This is a genomic window from Bacillus sp. S4 (assembly GCF_040838205.1).
GTDB classification, from domain to species: domain Bacteria; phylum Bacillota; class Bacilli; order Bacillales; family Bacillaceae_G; genus Bacillus_A; species Bacillus_A cereus_U.
On record NZ_JBFPJI010000062.1, the window covers coordinates 1 to 15,866 of the forward strand.

The window sequence follows — 15,866 nt, forward strand, 5'->3', positions numbered from 1 at the left end:
CTAACATACAATGCCATGAACATTTAAAATATAGTCTTAGTCGGAGCAATAAGAAAAACCACAGCGATCGTTGTAGCTTTGTAAAATAGATTGATCATTATAACAAAGTTTGATAATTAATAATAAAGGTTGATAAAATTGTTAATTCAAATAAGACTTGTATTTGAATAAGGGAGCTATTTTTAATTATTCGTAATCTAACATAATCAAATTTTATTTTAAAGTAACAATAAAACAAAAATATTGACCGTACGGTACAAAAAAGAGTATTCTACTAATGTTATCTTTAAAATGAGAGGAGAATAAGGTTGAGTAATCGTGGCAGACCCAGAGAGTTTAATTATTCCTCAATTGTAGATGTTGCAATGAAAACATTCTGGATAAGAGGATATGAGGGGTGTTCTACACAAGATTTATGCAGTGATACAGGACTTGGAAAAGGAAGTTTATACAATACTTTCGGTAGTAAACATGAACTGTATAAACAAGTATTAGAACGCTACCATGAAATTGGGATTAGGGAACAAAAGAAATTGTTAGATACGCCAATTCCAGTTAAAGAACGATTAAGTAATTTTTTTGAATGGGCATTGAAAGAAGACTTTGAGAACATTGATCAAAAAGGATGTTTATTGATTAATGCCAGTGTAGAACGTGCTAAAAACGATTTAATGGTACAAGAAATTTTCTCAAAGCATGTTGAGCTTCTTAAACAAGCTATTGAAACAGTGATGGAGGAAGGATTGCAAACAGGTGAAATTTCAAAGAAGCAATCAGCTGAGGAATTAGCTAGTCTGCTTTTAAGCAGTTATTACGGATTCCGTGTTCTTAATGTATCGATGCAAAATCGGATGTTAGCTGAACAGGTTATCAAAGGAACAATGGAGTCTATTTTTGGCGCTTAGTGCGCTCTTTTTTCGCACTATTTTTGTACCAATCATTACAATAATGGATAAGGAGTGTTTTTATGCCATCGATTATTTATTTATTAGCTTTAGCAATCTTTTGTATGACTACATCAGAATTTATGGTTGCAGGTATGATGAACGAACTTGCTCTTGCATTCCAGGTTTCTGTATCATCTATTGGGTATTTAATTTCAACTTATGCAGGAGCAATGGTAATAGGAGGCCCCATTTTAACTTCAATCCTCTTACGAATGCGCAGCAAACAAGCATTATTGTTTTTAATGTTTGTATTTTTAATTGGTCAATCGCTCGGAGCTATTGCTTGGAACTATGATATTATGATGATTTCACGTATTATAACTGGTATTGCTTCAGCTTCAGCTTTTGGAGTTGCGATTTCCTTTTCTGCAACATTGGTTCACTCTGATTCAAGGGGAAAAGCTGCATCAATTGTACTTGCAGGTTTAATGTTCGCAACTGTATTAGGTTTACCTATAACAACCGTTATTTCGCAATATTTTGGCTGGCGTATTAGCTTTGGGGCTGTTTCTGTTCTTGTGCTAGTATCAGGGATTATGATTCAATGGTTGTTACCATCATCTTCAAATAAAGAGCAATTAAATTGGAAAGACGAACTTCTGCGATTTAAGAATATTCATCTTTGGGCAGCGTACGTAACAAGTATGTTCATTATTGGTGGTACGTTTGCAGCATTTAGTTATTTCACTCCTATCTTTACAAATGTCACAGGCTTTTCAAGTGCAAGTATTCCATATTTACTTGCTCTCTATGGTAGCGCGACGGTAGTTGGGAATATAGTGATTGGCAAGTTTGCTGATAAATATACAATGAAAATACTGGTGAGCGGATTGATTATATTAATAGTAGCATTGTCTTTATTTGCTTTAGGTGCAGAGAATAAATACATTGCGGTTATTTCTACGATTTTTATTGGTTTAACTGGTGTAGCATTGAATCCGGCTATGGTTGCGAGAGTAATGAAAACAGCTAGTAATGGAACAATGATAAATACCGTTCATAGTTCTTTTATTACGCTGGGTATTGTTATTGGTTCGTCACTAGGTGGTCTTGGAATCAATAAAGGATATGGTTTTGTATCTCCGCTATGGATTGGAGCTTGTTTAGCTATCCTTGGGGTAATTTCATTATTACCATATTTACATAAGAGAAAGACAGATTAAGTGGTTTAAAGTTTCTTTACATCTTTATTCCTTTTTCGCTAAATTTAATTTTTGATTATGCATAGTTTTTGCTAGGTATCTAGTCGACAATCCGGTAGCTATATTATCCTTTGGGGTATCGCCACATCGCCATCAACTTAAGAAATTCTTTGTTCTCCAAAACGAAAAAAATGAGATAAACTCTTATAATTAACTAACTGTAGAGAAGTGAATTTTTTTGTTTAAAGGTACTTCAAAATCTTAACTTGATGAGCATGGGTGCTCCCCCTATATTAAGGTTACAAAAGGTTACAGATGAAATTCTGTGATTTACTTTTCAAAAACTTAGTGTTTTAATGTGAGTGTAAGATCCCCTTATTCTTTGAAGTGCTTACATGAAATGACGTAGAATATGTATTCTGCGTCATTTTTCAGTGTGATTAATAGAGATCACTATATCATTCAGGGAAAATTGTACGCTAAGGATTATAAATTCTTACTATGACAGCGTTCTTAGAGAAGGATTATATGTTCAGAAGGATAAAAACAGCCGATTAACTGAACATTGAATTATTTACACGCTTTATGAACATGATTATAGCTAGAAAAGGTTGAAGTTATTGGGTATTTACCCTCTGTTTATAAACATGATTTTCTGAACAAATGTCTCTTAGCTTACAGCAAAAAGGTAATTTGTGTCTAAACGTACAAAAGATTACTGGCAAGGTAGTTTAATGGATACGATTTCTCATGTAGAAAAGATAGGTCTTCCTTACATTGATTGCAGGATTTGAATATTATAATAAGGTTCCTGTTGCATATTCTCTAGGGAATTTCTTGTTTCCTGATTATGTGAAAAATCATGGTGCAGAAACAGGGGTGTTAAAAATGAAATTTAAAGAGAAAAATGTACAAATGTCATTTAATCCGTATATCATTCGTAATAATCAAATCACTCCTACCCAAGGACAGGAGAAACAAAATATGCTACAGTATTTACAATCTACTTCAAATGATGTCCAAGTTGAGCAGGATGGAAAGATTATAAACATGAGGTAAGTAACTAATATCGAGCTGTAAAGTAATAATAAAGTTATTTAATTCAAAAAAATAAAATACTTTAACCCCGTTTTAAATTTAGAACGGGGTTAAAGTATAGTTGTTTAACTTTTGATGTAAGATACTTCACTGTATGGACCAGTACCAGCGTTGCTATAATCAGTTTCCTTTGCGTTAAGGATCAGGTTATTTATTTTATCATTTTGTTAATTTATACGAAGGATATTTTTCTTACAGTGAATACGAGAATTTATATTAACTTAGGATGGAGGAACCTTGACATATATGAAAAATGATTCTTTTAGAGTTACCTTCGATAGTTTGGATGAATTTGCTGATATAGTTAGTGAGATTTTGCAATGCCCGATTACTATTGAGGATGTAAATCATCGCCTTCTCGCATATAGTACCCATGATGAAAGGACAGACCCAGCGAGAATTGGTACTATTATGGGGCGTCGCGTACCTGAAAAAGTAATTAATAACCTGTGGAAAGAGGGAATTATTCCCGGTTTATTAAAAAATCGGAATCCTATTCGTGTGAAAAAAATAGATGATATTGGTCTCGGTGATAGAGTCGCGATATCTATTTGGAACAAAGAAGACGTTTTAGGATTCATTTGGGCTTTAGAAATTGAAAAATCTTTAACTGAGCAAGATTGTCTCTTGCTAAAAAAATACGCAGAGGTCGTAAAAAGTAAGCTGTTGCAACTTCAAGCCCGAAAAAACCAAAAAGAAGAACGATCGCAAGAGTTTTTTTGGAAATTGCTAACTAATCATATGCAGGTAAACGCAGAAGTTATGGAGAATTTCTATCAGCTCCAAATAACTCCAGCATCCTTATTTACTGTCTCTGTATTCCATTTTGAACAAGGAATTACGAATGAAAAAGAAAAACAAATTTCTTATTTGTTAAAAACAAGTCAACACTTGAAAGTTTTACTTTATACAATTGATCGTAATCAATTGATTCTTCTTACTTCATTGGATAATGTGAAGCGCCCTTTTCATGAAATCAACAATTTCATCAAAACGTTTGTACACAATATGGAAAAGCGATATGGCATCAAATCTATCAAGCCGGCATTTAGCAGCGTATATAGTGATTACCAAAAAATCAGTAAAGCTTACAAAGAAACGCTAACGGTTTTATCCATAAAAGAAAAATTCCCTTCTGACACAACTAATATTCACAGCTACCAAAACTTAGGGATTTATCAATTGATCGATCTTCTACTTGAGCAAAGAAAAGATGAAGAGTATGAAAATCAGGCGTTGCAAAAGCTAGATGAATATGACCATAAGCATAATTGCAATCTTATTGAAACGTTGGAAGTCTACTTAAATAAAGATAGCAATGTTGGCGAGGTAGCCAAGGCATTGAATATTCATGCTAATACACTTAGCTATAGACTTAAGCGTATTTATGAAATTAGTGAGATTGATTTGAAAGATCCAAATCAAAAAATGATTCTGTACTTGGATCTCAAGTTGAAAAAATTTATGTAACAGCATCCTTTTGTGGATTTCCACAAAAGGATGCTGTTTTTTTCTTTTTTCTCAACAATGAAAAGACATTTTCAATACTCTATACTTTAAATATGGTAGCTCAAAGATTAAGTAACGGGAGGGAATTTTATGATTATTGGTGTACCAAAGGAAATAAAAAATAATGAAAATCGTGTCGCACTCACGCCTGCAGGAGTTATTTCATTTGTGACAGCTGGCCATAAGGTATTAGTTGAAACAAATGCAGGTGTTGGTAGTGGATTTAGAAATGTAGACTATGTATATGCTGGTGCTGAAATTGTTGAAAGTGCTGCAGAAGTATGGAATCAGTCAGAAATGATTATGAAAGTAAAAGAGCCTCTCGAAAGTGAATATATTCACTTTCGTCCAAACTTAATTTTATTCACATACTTACATTTAGCTGCCGAATCTAATTTAGCTCAGGCCCTTAAAGATAAAAGAGTTACCGCCATCGCATACGAAACAGTAGAAGTAAACCATACCCGCCCTCTTCTTACACCAATGAGTGAGGTAGCTGGACGCATGTCTGTACAAATAGGAGCACAATTTCTACAAAAGTCAAACGGTGGTCAAGGTATTCTTCTTGCAGGAGTACCTGGTGTGAATCGTGGTAAAATTGCCATCATCGGTGGAGGTATCGTCGGTACAAACGCTGCGAAAATGGCCATTGGTCTTGGTGCCGACGTAACAATCATTGATTTAAATGCAGACCGTCTGCGACAACTAGATGACATTTTCGGTACTCAAATTAAGACATTGATGTCTAATCCGTTCAATATCGCGGAAGCAGTAAAACAAGCAGATCTTTTAATTAGTGCCGTATTGATTCCTGGTGCTAAAGCTCCTAAGCTTGTCACCGAAGAAATGGTACAAAGAATGAAGCCTGGCTCCGTAATCGTGGATGTAGCGATCGACCAAGGTGGAGCTGTGGAAACATGTGACCATGTAACAACACATGATAATCCGATATTTGAAAAATATGAAGTGCTTCATTATTCCGTTGCGAACATGCCAGGAGCAGTTCCTAGAACATCCACTATTGCTTTAACAAATGTAACAATTCCTTACGCACTACAAATTGCTAACAAGGGTGTACAAACAGCAATATTTGAAAACGATGCTTTAAAACTTGGAGTAAACACGTTGAACGGTGAAATTACATGTGAAGTGGTTGCAAAGGAACTTGGCTACAAGTATGTTGCCATAGAAGAAGCATTTGCAAAAAGAATTGTAAGTAATTAAAGTTTTTGGATAAAACTCTAATTAAGGATAAAGTTTGTGTGTTTTTTCATATATTAAAGCGATGGACAAAGAAATAAGAATGTTATCGCATATTATTGGCTAACATTTTATTGGATAACATCTATTGTAATTATTTATAGCTTGGGAAACATATAAAGGAATAAACAGACGTTATGACAGTTGTTAACATAGGGTTGAAATTATAAAGAGTTTCATATAAATAGAGACAGACAATAGGATTGTGACTCGTTTTGGATAAAGCGATGAAACTATGAAATGCAGGCATTACTCGTTCAAAGCAATTTCTTCATCCATAGCTGCATATTTTAAGAAGCTATGGATGAAGAAATTGCACTACCATATTCTTTCAAGAAGATTGGATGAACTGTTTATCCAGTCTTCTTGAATTACCAAAAAACTTCAATTAAAAAACCTAACTGGAATCGATATCACATCTGTTAAAAGAAACATATTATTAGTTTTAATACAAAAGATGTGACAAACAGCAATCATTATAATAGATCCAGGAATTAAAAAAGAGCAGTTGATATTTGTGAACCAGCTTATTTATCAAATTAATAGTTACTCGTCAAGAACAGAAGTTAAATGGGCTATTGTGAAGAATGGGTACATTGTAATCTTCCCAATATTTGTTGTTGGGGTTGTAATAAAATAAACGAAAACCTTATAAAAACATTAAAATATAAGGATTTAAGAGGGAAGGACTTCTATCATGAGAAATATCACCAATATAAAGCGCATAGTAATTACCATTGTTGCAATTGCAATTGGCTACTTTGTGTTTCAATCTATTACTTCATCAGCTACAGCTGTAGCTAAGCAAGAAAACCCGGTGCAGCTAGTAAGCACTCAACCCGAAACTGAAATAAAGAAAGCTGTACCTGTTCGCCTTAATGGTCAAGAGAGAAAAGTGGCTTATCTTACTTTTGATGACGGTCCAGGAAAGTATACGGCACAGTTACTAGACATATTAAAGGAAAATGATGCAAAAGCAACATTTTTTCTAATTGGTCAAAATGTGAAATCTTATCCTGATTTAGTAAAACGAGAAGAAGCGGAAGGGCATTATGTTGGAATGCATAGTATGACGCACGATTATAAGAAACTGTATACTCAAGGTGGCTATGTAGATGAAATGAAAGAGGATCAAGGTCTAATTGCTAGTATTCTTGGACATGCTCCAAAATTAACACGTCCACCATATGGCTCCATGCCAGGATTACACGAAGAACTTCGTAATAAAGTTGTAGAAGATGGTCTTAGAGTATGGGATTGGACAATTGATTCATTAGATTGGGAATATAATAATATACCAATTGATACTGCGAAAGCGAAAATTGTTCAAAATGTACTGGCTGGTGCGACAGATCCAAAAGAAGTTATTTTGATGCACGACATTCATCCGCAGTCCGTTGCTGCAGTACCTGCTATTATTAAAGGTTTAAAAGAAAAAGGGTATGAATTTGAAGCATATCATGAAGATGATCATTTCCCATTGAACTTTATGCATGATAAACGTATGTAACATAGGAGGAATTGACATTGACTTATAGAAAAGTAGCGTTAATTGGAATTTTATCAATTGGATTTCTTGGAGGATGTCTGGGAGCACAACCAGAGGAAGAGTTATATGTTGCTTTTGAGAACGCAGCAAATCAAGAAAAAACTTTATTTGATAATGTAAACAAATTAGAGCAGTTAGAAACAAAAGGACAGGAATTGTACGATCAAATTGTACAGGAAGGAAAAGAGCATAACGAGGCAGTAATACCAAAAATAGAACAGGCTATTACAAATGTAGTAGAACGTGAAAAAGTGTTGAAAAATGAAAAAGATGTACTAGAAAAAGCCCAAAAGGAAACAACATCGGTTCATAATTATATAGATAAAATCGAGGACAAAAAATTACAAAAGCAAGCGAAAAAAGTAGAAGAAGTTTACAAAAATCGTTATGAAGTTTTTCAAAAAATGGATAAAATCTACAAAGAATCATTAATAACTGAAAAAGAACTTTATGAAAAGTTAAAAGATAAAGAAATAAATCTAAAAGAGATTAGTGAGAAAGTTAAAGCTGTTAATACATTGAATAAAGAAACACTAGAAGAAAAAGCAAAGTTCAATCATTATACTAAAGATTATAATGAAGGAAAACTAAGATTCTATAAAGACGCGAAGATTAAAATAAAAGAGCAAAAGCAAGAAAATTAATGATCAACTTTAGTATCTTAAAAGGTTCTGGTGCAAATATATATTAAGGGAATTGTTGAACTACGTGACAGCACGGTAAGTGTTGTGAATAAAGAAGAGATGGGAACAGTGATTTTGATAAAATTTCCATTGTAGCAACATACATACACTTGTATATAACAATGATGATGGGGTGAATAAAATGAAACAAACAAAATTAAATATAACGTTATCCCTCATACAATTATTTACTTTAGTAATCAACCTATGTATGTGTTCCTCAACCATACGATTTTTACCTTGGGTTGTTAAAGGTGCTGTTAGATGTTATGAAATCTTTTTCACTGCTCCTTTATTATTAATTATTGGCACCGTTATGACATACCATAATACAAGAAAAAGGCATTCTATCTTACCAATGAGACAAAGCATTTCTTTTATTACGATTATTTTTCTTGTATCCACTTTCTTATTACCTTCCACTGACGAAATTGTTATAACATCTCTTATATTTAATTTGGGAATGGTTGTCATTACGATTGTATTTTTGTTAAAAGATATTTCCCAACTTAATAAGAAGAGAAAATATAGGATCAAAAAAATACGGATTAGAAGATAAATACATGATAAAATCGAATAATTCAAATTTGGTTATAATGCAAATTCAATTAACTAGGAATTTTCGATTGTGACGGAATATTAATGGTTACTGTAAGTGATACAACTGTATGTGTTTATTATATTGTCAGCGTAGAGAAAAAATAAGAATATACAGGTTTTACAAGAGGAACAGTTACGCCAAGCTGTCTAGTAGACAATACATTTGGAGGATTTTATATGTTAGAAAGTTTATTGTTTTTCTTTGCCATTGGAATTGCATGTGAACTTGCAGCGATTAATCAAAATGGTCATAAGCAGATAAAACAACAAGCTGAAATGATACAGCTTTTAAAAGAATTGCATGAAAGAAAAATATAATGAAAAGACGACCGGGCATTGAAGTGCCCCCAAAAAATTAGACACATTAATTCATTCATAAGTGGACTTGTCAACATTTCAGATGAAACAAATCCATTTATGAATGAATTTTTGTTAGAGAGTCAAGATGTGAATGGTGATGGAATAATTGAGTTTCTCATTTCTGTTCATCCGAACGGATGGAAAGAACATCCATATGCTGAAAACCTATTGTTTGAACAATATGTACAGTGGAAGGGAAATGCTGAATTTCAGCCTAAAGAAGAGAGATATGTAAATATAGAGCAAGGATATTTTATTACAATTCCTAAAAAGCTAGTTGGAGAAATTACAATTCAAGCGGATTCCAAGAATACTCAGCATTTTCTTTATACTGATACAGACGAAAAGTGGCTTGAAGTTCACACCTTTGATGCAAAGGTATGGCCAAAGGCGAAAAATTATGAAGCAGCAGTCAAACAAATTTACATGTGGTATGCAGTGCCAAAACAATTAAAATACCAAAAGCCCAAATCCTATATTAAGCCTATAGCTGAATATCATCATGAGTAGAGGAGAAGCGATGTATGACGACTATTTTAGTATTAGAAGATGAAATAACGATTCGTAATTTTATTGTATTAAATATAAAGCATGCTGGTTTCAATGTGTTAGCAGCAGCTACTGGAGTAACAGCTCTCGAACTTTTAGATAAACACAATGTTGATCTTATATTAATTGATGTGATGTTACCTGAAATAGACGGTTTTCAGGTATGTAAAAGTATACGAGAAAACAATAAAAAAATCGGTATTATTATGTTAACGGAATGTGTTCAAGATAGGGATAAGGTACAAGCTTTAATAATTGGAGCAGATGATTATATGGAAAAATCAACTGCTCCAATCGTATTAACAGCACGTGTACAATCATTACTAAGAAGAGTAAAAGGAAGCAAAGAAAATATAAAATCGATTCATTCGGAACCATTTCGATTAAATCTTCAGCAAGAAAAATTATATAGGGAGGGGGCGGCAATTGATTTAACTCCAACAGAGTTTATTATTTTACGGTATTTAATGAAAAATAAGGGCAAGCCAATTTCACGTTATGAACTTTTAAATGAAATATGGGGTGTGAATTATGTACTTGAAACCAAAGTAATAAATGTGAATATAAGGCGTTTACGTGAAAAAATAGAACCTAATCCATCTGGACCTCAGTTTCTCCAAACAGTATGGGGAAAAGGGTATGTGTGGACAGGAGGCGTAAGATAAAGTGTAAGATAAAGTGTAAGATAAAGTGTAAGATTAGCTTGTATTTTATGACTGTTATAGTTCTTATGCTTATTTTATTTGAAGTAGTTTTTTCAATGTTTATTTATGGTTCTGATGCAAAGATAAAATAAGCATTACACTCTTCTATAGTATGTAAGTCTTTTAAGTCGAAGTATCCTAAATCACGTATACATACATCGTTCGGTTGAAGAGACGTTAAATAAGTAGCAGCATAAGTTTTATCATTGTGCTTTCCTGATCCTACATGAACATGTAGGAACTGACCACTTAGTAAATCATACTCTAGTTGAATTTTCACCCCAGCATTTTGACCACTACCACCTGAACCTTGATATGTAGAAGTGAATTTATCCGGAATCTGAAAATGTGTAGAATCAAATACACGAATACGTCAGAAATAGTTTGTATACAAAGTTGAAATCTTGCTAGAAGAACAAAATTGTTGATGAAGTAAATGTGCTAAGAGTTGTTGTAAAAACTGAACAGTCTGAGAATTAAAACGTTGATTGAGTCCTTCTGGACTCATAGAAATGCCTGTGTTAGCTTCTAATCGACTACATAATTGTGTCAATGAAGTATGAGCTATGTTTTGGCTTAACCAAATACATAGAGCCACTAAATCTTGTGCACGGTATTTACTTTTTCGTTTCACAAATCCTACATTTCTAGCTAATTGCTCTAAAGCATCAGGTGACATATATCGTTGCAACTCTTTAGAAAACAATTCTAATTCATCAAAAATCGATAAGTTCATATCAAACACGCCATCCTTTCCTATGATTCTACAGAAAGAATAGCGTATTTTTTTATTTTAGGGGAATTTTGTTTTGTTAGCTTGATAGCGATGTGTTGTGACCCCTAATATGTAAAATTGCATAGAATTACTAGTCCAGATTAGCATATAATGTAATAGAACTGCTCAGATTTTTTCTTTAATCGTTAGATTCGAACCTAACGTCCTATCAAATTTACAAAATGTGTAAACCTAAAAACTGTGGAAAGGCATCCGGAAGGATGCCTTTTTCTTTGGTTCTGGTGCAAAAGCTTTGAAGTATATGAAAATGGTCTATCAAACTTGGACATACTTTTCTCTAGGTAATAACTTTATATGTATCACAAAAAACACGCTTATTTTTCACAAATTTCACACAAATACTTGGTATTCTCTTCTATAGTAATAACTAATAGCTTTGAGAGAAGGGAACTGTATATGAAAAAAATTTGTTTTTCTCTTCTTTTATTTTTAGTATTATGTTTCCCGAAAATTAGTAGTTATGCTGAGTCTACAATACAATCAAAAATTGACTCGGCTTCTCCACATGAAACCATTAAATTAGAAAGTGGGACTTATAACGAAACTATAGAAATATCAAAGCCGATTACATTAAAAGGGGGCAAGAATACAAAGATTATTTCCTGTGGTAAAGCTCCTATTATTACGATAAAAGGGGAAGGTATTACCCTTAAAGATCTGAAAATTGAACAATGTAATGAAAATAAAGATCAGTCAGCGATATTTGTATTGGGAGAAAAACATCATTTGAGTGGATTGGAAGTTCGCACGTCAAACATGGGGATTAAGTTAGAAGCTGCCAAAAATATAAAGATTGAGAACAGTATAATCACGGGAAAAGGAAGTGCCAATGGAATTGATTTATGGAAATCCAATCGCAATCTTATTGAGAACATCAAAATACAAAATGTCCGTGATGGTATTTATTTAGAACAAAGCGACAAGAATACAATAAAAGATAATACAATCTGGCAGTCTCGTTATGGCATTCATCTTATGTATTCTGATAAAACGGTTGTTGAAAATAATATATCAGAAGAAAATACAACGGGTGCTATGATTATGGGGACAAAGGAAACATCTGTAGTAGGAAATCACTTTATTGACAATAAAAGTAATGTTCATGCACAAGGCTTATTACTATATGATGCGACAAAAACAAAAGTTTTAAAAAATGAAATTGCTAATAATAGAGTAGGGGTTTATGTAGAAAAGGCAAATCACAACACTATTATGGGTAACTCAATTTCTAATAATTTTATAGGTTTACAATTTAAAGATGCCAGTGCAAATGAATTTACTCAAAATGTAATGATGGGAAATGTTAATGAATCGCAAGCTACACAAAGTAGGGAAAACAATATCTATAAAAATTATTGGGACGCTTCTTTAAAAGTAGATACAGACGGTTCAGGTACTAGTAATATTCCATACAAAGCAGATGCCTATTTTCTCCTATTAACACAAGATATTCCAGAATATCAGTTGTTCTTTCAATCACCAGGGATGCGTATTTTACAAAGTTTCATAAAAATTCCAGATCAATCTTTATTGCTAGACAAAGAGCCTAGTATGAGTCCCATAATTGTTCCGCAAAAAAGTAAGGGAATGGGATTTCAGCCAAACATTTTTGGTGTGAGTGTAAGCATGTTACTAATGGGAAGTATATTGTTCTTTTTAGGGAGGAAAAATTGATGAGAGTAAAGTATTTGTTATTTTCTATTTGTTTATGTTTTGTATTTGCCGTAGTAGGGTGTGGCAAGAAAGAAACTAAGCCAGTTGCTATTAATGAAAAAAATGATAAGTGTGATGTTTGTAATATGGCAGTAATGGATAATCAATTTGCAACTGAGGTTATTTTAGAAAATGGAAAAGCTTTAAAATTTGATGATATTGGTTGTATGTATAAATGGATGGATGAACATAAAAATGAAAAAACACAAGAGAATTTTGTAAGAGATTACAATACAAAAGATTGGGTTGCAGTGGATAAAGCTACATATGTATTTGACAAATCAATTAAGACGCCAATGGCTTATAATGTAATTTCTTTTAAAGAGAAGAAAGACGCAGATAGCTTTATAGAAAAGCATACTGGGAAAATCCTTTCTTATAAAGAACTAGCAGACCATAAATGGGAAATGAATAAAGATATGATGGGAAAAGACAAGAAAGATCATGGTAGTGGACATTCTCATTAAGAAGAGACTATTACTATGAACAAAATAGTTCGAAAAAGACAACCAACTATGGTTGTCTTTTTCGATAGAGAGGTGAGTAGGCATGTGGAATATATTATATTCAGAATGGCGTAGCGCAGTAAGAGGTAAATTTGCATACACGTTTTTGTTTCTTTGGATAACTATGTTTTCTTTAATATTTGTTATGGAAAGAAATACTCAGGCGTTAGCAGGGTATACAAATGTAACTGGGACAATGGTAAACCTTATTTTATTTATCGTGCCATTACTTATGTTAATTATAGGGGCATTTTCTATTGCAGGTGAGGTAGAAAATGGAAAATGGAGACTTTTATGTACGTATCCTTTAAAGAGCACTTCATATGTAATAGGTAAAACAATTGGGCAATTTATAGCGCAAACAGCTATTTTTTCAATGAGTTTTAGTGTAAGTATAATAATCGGATTATTAAGCGGTAGTAATTTTGATATGTTTTGGGTAATAGCAACGTATATCTTCTCTGTTTTACTAATCTTTTTATTTTTATTACTGGGAATAACAATCGGTTCTTTTTCTATAACAAGGTGGCAAGCTTTAGCGATAAGTATTGTAGTTTGGTTCCTTCTTATTATGATGTGGCCAACGGCTTTGATTAGTGTCCTTAATTTTGTTCCATATACAATGATTGCACCACTAATAAAAATGTTATTGTTTTGTAACCCAGCTGAATTCCTTCGAATTATATTTGTAATTCAATTAGGTGGTGGAGCCATATTTGGACAAGTATATGATCAACTGGTAATATTTTTTCAAAGTAAAGCTGTTATTTGGGTTCTATTAATATACTGTATTACCTATACAACCGTGTTCTTGTTTGTGGCGAGCTGGCAAATGGAGAGGAGAAGAAAAAAATGACAGTATTAAATCTTAACCAAGTATGTAAACGATATAAAAAGAAAATAGCATTATCTCCAATTTCATTTCAAAGTAAAGAAGGAGAGTGTATCGTATTATGTGGTGGGAATGGAGCGGGGAAAAGTACGCTCCTTGATATAATAGCTGGAATTACAACTCCTACAACTGGTAGCGTTCAATTAGGTAATATAGAATTACAGAAAGATAGAAAACAGTATGTGAGTGAAATAGGTTATATGCCAGATGATTTTCATGCACAGCAAGATATGACAGTTCAAGAATTTTTATTGTTTTATGCCGCCTTTCGAAATATAGGAAAAGAAAAAGTACTAGCCATTATTAAAACAATAGGATTAAATGAGAAACAAAATGAACGCTTGCATAGATTATCTAAAGGGATGAGACAGAGACTTTTATTTGGGCAGGCGTGTCTTGGAAACCCTAAAATTTTGATACTAGACGAACCGACAAATGGGCTAGATCCGTATTGGGTAGATGAGTTTTTAACAATATTAAAGACATTAAAAAGAAATGGTACAATGATTATTTTTTCCACTCATATGATGGATGTAGCTGCTGAAATTGGTGATCGGATACTCTTTATGAAAGAAGGAAAAGTCATACAGGAAATAAAAAATGATGGAGATTTAGAAAATTTAACAATATCTTTACTACAAATGCATAGAAGATGAATAAATTAGGAAACAGCTACTTTAAGAATAGTAGCTGTTTTGTTTTTTATGCTATTACTGCATATATATCTAGGGGATTTTTTACGTTTAATTTTGTTTTTAATTGCAACTGAAAAAAGTATTCAAATTTTGTAGGTACTTTCTTGTCTCGATAAAGAGACGAAAAAGTCTAAACTTTTTAAAAGTAAGTTGGGAACTTTGTGTCCTAAAATAGGGATAACGCCACACATAATCTGTACCCTTTGTAAAGGATATTTTGAAAAAAAGTTATTTCGTCTTCTTTCCATTCATTTCTTAAAAGCATGGTTAGTTCAGTCATATCTCGTCCTATGTACATACTTTCATCTCCATAATATGTAGTTTGAATGAATATTGAAATAATGTGCGGAAGTTTAAAAATAAAATTAAGGATAACTTTTAAATGGATTGGTTACATTATTGGTTGTGGAGGTGAGAAAGATGAACAAAAAACAACAAGGTTACAATAAGGCTACTTCTGGTGCTAGCATCCAAAGCACAAATGCTAGCTATGGTACAGAATTCGCAACTGAAACAAATGTACAAGCAGTAAAACAAGCGAATGCACAAGCAGAGGCAAAGAAAGCACAAGCTTCAGGTGCACAAAGTGCAAATGCTAGTTATGGTACGGAATTCGCAACTGAAACAAATGTACAAGCAGTAAAACAAGCGAATGCACAAGCAGAGGCAAAGAAAGCACAAGCTTCAGGTGCACAAAGTGCAAATGCTAGTTATGGTACAGAATTTGCAACTGAATCGGATGTGCATGCAGTGAAAAAACAAAATGCGCAATCAGCTGCAAAAAAATCACAATCTTCTAGCTCTAATCAATAATGAAGGAAAAACACTTCTCTATCTTAAGAGAAGTGTTTTCTCAGGCTGTG

The 15,866-nt window shown here is 33.0% G+C and carries 15 protein-coding genes and 3 pseudogenes; 16 read left to right on the forward strand and 2 right to left on the reverse strand.

The features are described from left to right. Nucleotides 1–308: 308 nt before the first annotated feature. The 11 genes and pseudogenes from AB3X48_RS09375 (at nucleotide 309) to AB3X48_RS09425 (ending at nucleotide 10,362) form a co-directional block, all read left to right on the forward strand. Nucleotides 309–905, forward strand: coding sequence for a TetR/AcrR family transcriptional regulator (locus AB3X48_RS09375; RefSeq protein ID WP_002114952.1), 597 nt, complete (start codon nucleotides 309–311; stop codon nucleotides 903–905). Between the two features lie 62 nt (nucleotides 906–967). Next, nucleotides 968–2,110 (forward strand): MFS transporter, encoded by a 1,143-nt coding sequence (locus tag AB3X48_RS09380; RefSeq protein ID WP_016103655.1) that lies wholly within the window; start codon nucleotides 968–970, stop codon nucleotides 2,108–2,110. Nucleotides 2,111–2,869: 759 nt separating this feature from the next. Next, nucleotides 2,870–3,148: pseudogene (locus AB3X48_RS09385) on the forward strand (hypothetical protein); the annotation flags it as partial. Nucleotides 3,149–3,433: 285 nt separating this feature from the next. Continuing rightward, on the forward strand, nucleotides 3,434–4,657 hold the full coding sequence (locus AB3X48_RS09390; protein WP_088099331.1) for a PucR family transcriptional regulator: 1,224 nt from the start codon (nucleotides 3,434–3,436) through the stop codon (nucleotides 4,655–4,657). A gap of 129 nt (nucleotides 4,658–4,786) precedes the next feature. Beyond that, entirely contained in the window at nucleotides 4,787–5,920 is a 1,134-nt protein-coding gene (gene ald / locus AB3X48_RS09395; RefSeq protein ID WP_016103658.1) for an alanine dehydrogenase, read from the forward strand. Nucleotides 5,921–6,653: 733 nt separating this feature from the next. After that, complete coding sequence (locus AB3X48_RS09400; RefSeq protein ID WP_016103659.1) at nucleotides 6,654–7,466, forward strand: peptidoglycan-N-acetylglucosamine deacetylase; 813 nt, start codon at nucleotides 6,654–6,656, stop codon at nucleotides 7,464–7,466. 17 nt (nucleotides 7,467–7,483) lie between these two features. Continuing rightward, on the forward strand, nucleotides 7,484–8,149 hold the full coding sequence (locus AB3X48_RS09405) for a YkyA family protein (protein WP_016103660.1): 666 nt from the start codon (nucleotides 7,484–7,486) through the stop codon (nucleotides 8,147–8,149). Between the two features lie 181 nt (nucleotides 8,150–8,330). Continuing rightward, complete coding sequence (locus AB3X48_RS09410; protein ID WP_256416198.1) at nucleotides 8,331–8,747, forward strand: hypothetical protein; 417 nt, start codon at nucleotides 8,331–8,333, stop codon at nucleotides 8,745–8,747. A 218-nt stretch (nucleotides 8,748–8,965) separates the two neighbouring features. Continuing rightward, nucleotides 8,966–9,106, forward strand: coding sequence for a YrzO family protein (locus AB3X48_RS09415; protein ID WP_016103661.1), 141 nt, complete (start codon nucleotides 8,966–8,968; stop codon nucleotides 9,104–9,106). Between the two features lie 99 nt (nucleotides 9,107–9,205). Next, nucleotides 9,206–9,658, forward strand: coding sequence for a hypothetical protein (locus AB3X48_RS09420; protein WP_229183360.1), 453 nt, complete (start codon nucleotides 9,206–9,208; stop codon nucleotides 9,656–9,658). A gap of 14 nt (nucleotides 9,659–9,672) precedes the next feature. Continuing rightward, nucleotides 9,673–10,362, forward strand: a complete 690-nt coding sequence (locus AB3X48_RS09425; RefSeq protein ID WP_016103663.1) for a response regulator transcription factor — start codon at nucleotides 9,673–9,675, stop codon at nucleotides 10,360–10,362. 121 nt (nucleotides 10,363–10,483) lie between these two features. On the opposite strand, the pseudogene AB3X48_RS09430 reads toward AB3X48_RS09425, so the two are convergent. Beyond that, a pseudogene (locus AB3X48_RS09430) lies at nucleotides 10,484–11,137 on the reverse strand (IS4 family transposase); the annotation flags it as partial. Between the two features lie 456 nt (nucleotides 11,138–11,593). Here AB3X48_RS09430 and AB3X48_RS09435 point away from each other — a divergent pair. The 4 genes from AB3X48_RS09435 to AB3X48_RS09450 all read left to right on the forward strand — a co-directional run bounded on the left by AB3X48_RS09435 (nucleotide 11,594) and on the right by AB3X48_RS09450 (nucleotide 14,964). Next, the gene (locus tag AB3X48_RS09435; protein ID WP_016103665.1) at nucleotides 11,594–12,871 is read left to right on the forward strand and encodes a right-handed parallel beta-helix repeat-containing protein; all 1,278 of its coding nucleotides are present in this window, start codon (nucleotides 11,594–11,596) and stop codon (nucleotides 12,869–12,871) included. After that, nucleotides 12,871–13,377, forward strand: a complete 507-nt coding sequence (locus AB3X48_RS09440; RefSeq protein WP_016103666.1) for a nitrous oxide reductase accessory protein NosL — start codon at nucleotides 12,871–12,873, stop codon at nucleotides 13,375–13,377. The genes AB3X48_RS09435 and AB3X48_RS09440 overlap by 1 nt, the downstream gene beginning before the upstream one ends. Before the next feature lie 82 nt (nucleotides 13,378–13,459). Then, nucleotides 13,460–14,272: an ABC transporter permease gene (locus AB3X48_RS09445; protein WP_016103667.1), complete on the forward strand. Its 813-nt coding sequence runs from the start codon at nucleotides 13,460–13,462 to the stop codon at nucleotides 14,270–14,272. Beyond that, on the forward strand, nucleotides 14,269–14,964 hold the full coding sequence (locus tag AB3X48_RS09450) for an ABC transporter ATP-binding protein (RefSeq protein WP_016103668.1): 696 nt from the start codon (nucleotides 14,269–14,271) through the stop codon (nucleotides 14,962–14,964). The genes AB3X48_RS09445 and AB3X48_RS09450 overlap by 4 nt, the downstream gene beginning before the upstream one ends. A gap of 247 nt (nucleotides 14,965–15,211) precedes the next feature. Here AB3X48_RS09450 and yfhS read toward each other — a convergent pair. After that, nucleotides 15,212–15,301, reverse strand: a pseudogene (gene yfhS, locus AB3X48_RS22170) (mother cell protein YfhS); the annotation flags it as partial. A 107-nt stretch (nucleotides 15,302–15,408) separates the two neighbouring features. On the opposite strand from yfhS, the gene AB3X48_RS09455 reads away from it, so the two are divergent. Then, nucleotides 15,409–15,816: a gamma-type small acid-soluble spore protein gene (locus AB3X48_RS09455; protein WP_367959359.1), complete on the forward strand. Its 408-nt coding sequence runs from the start codon at nucleotides 15,409–15,411 to the stop codon at nucleotides 15,814–15,816. The last annotated feature ends 50 nt before the right edge of the window (nucleotides 15,817–15,866 follow it).

Bases quoted from the DNA above. Each gene is read 5' to 3' on its own strand.
- AB3X48_RS09380 (WP_016103655.1), top strand. From the start codon at position 968: ATGCCATCGATTATTTATTTATTAGCTTTAGCAATCTTTTGTATGACT.
- AB3X48_RS09390 (WP_088099331.1), top strand. From the start codon at position 3,434: ATGAAAAATGATTCTTTTAGAGTTACCTTCGATAGTTTGGATGAATTT.
- ald (WP_016103658.1), top strand. From the start codon at position 4,787: ATGATTATTGGTGTACCAAAGGAAATAAAAAATAATGAAAATCGTGTC.
- AB3X48_RS09400 (WP_016103659.1), top strand. From the start codon at position 6,654: ATGAGAAATATCACCAATATAAAGCGCATAGTAATTACCATTGTTGCA.
- AB3X48_RS09410 (WP_256416198.1), top strand. From the start codon at position 8,331: ATGAAACAAACAAAATTAAATATAACGTTATCCCTCATACAATTATTT.
- AB3X48_RS09415 (WP_016103661.1), top strand. From the start codon at position 8,966: ATGTTAGAAAGTTTATTGTTTTTCTTTGCCATTGGAATTGCATGTGAA.
- AB3X48_RS09420 (WP_229183360.1), top strand. From the start codon at position 9,206: ATGAATGAATTTTTGTTAGAGAGTCAAGATGTGAATGGTGATGGAATA.
- AB3X48_RS09425 (WP_016103663.1), top strand. From the start codon at position 9,673: ATGACGACTATTTTAGTATTAGAAGATGAAATAACGATTCGTAATTTT.
- AB3X48_RS09435 (WP_016103665.1), top strand. From the start codon at position 11,594: ATGAAAAAAATTTGTTTTTCTCTTCTTTTATTTTTAGTATTATGTTTC.
- AB3X48_RS09440 (WP_016103666.1), top strand. From the start codon at position 12,871: ATGAGAGTAAAGTATTTGTTATTTTCTATTTGTTTATGTTTTGTATTT.
- AB3X48_RS09445 (WP_016103667.1), top strand. From the start codon at position 13,460: ATGTGGAATATATTATATTCAGAATGGCGTAGCGCAGTAAGAGGTAAA.
- AB3X48_RS09450 (WP_016103668.1), top strand. From the start codon at position 14,269: ATGACAGTATTAAATCTTAACCAAGTATGTAAACGATATAAAAAGAAA.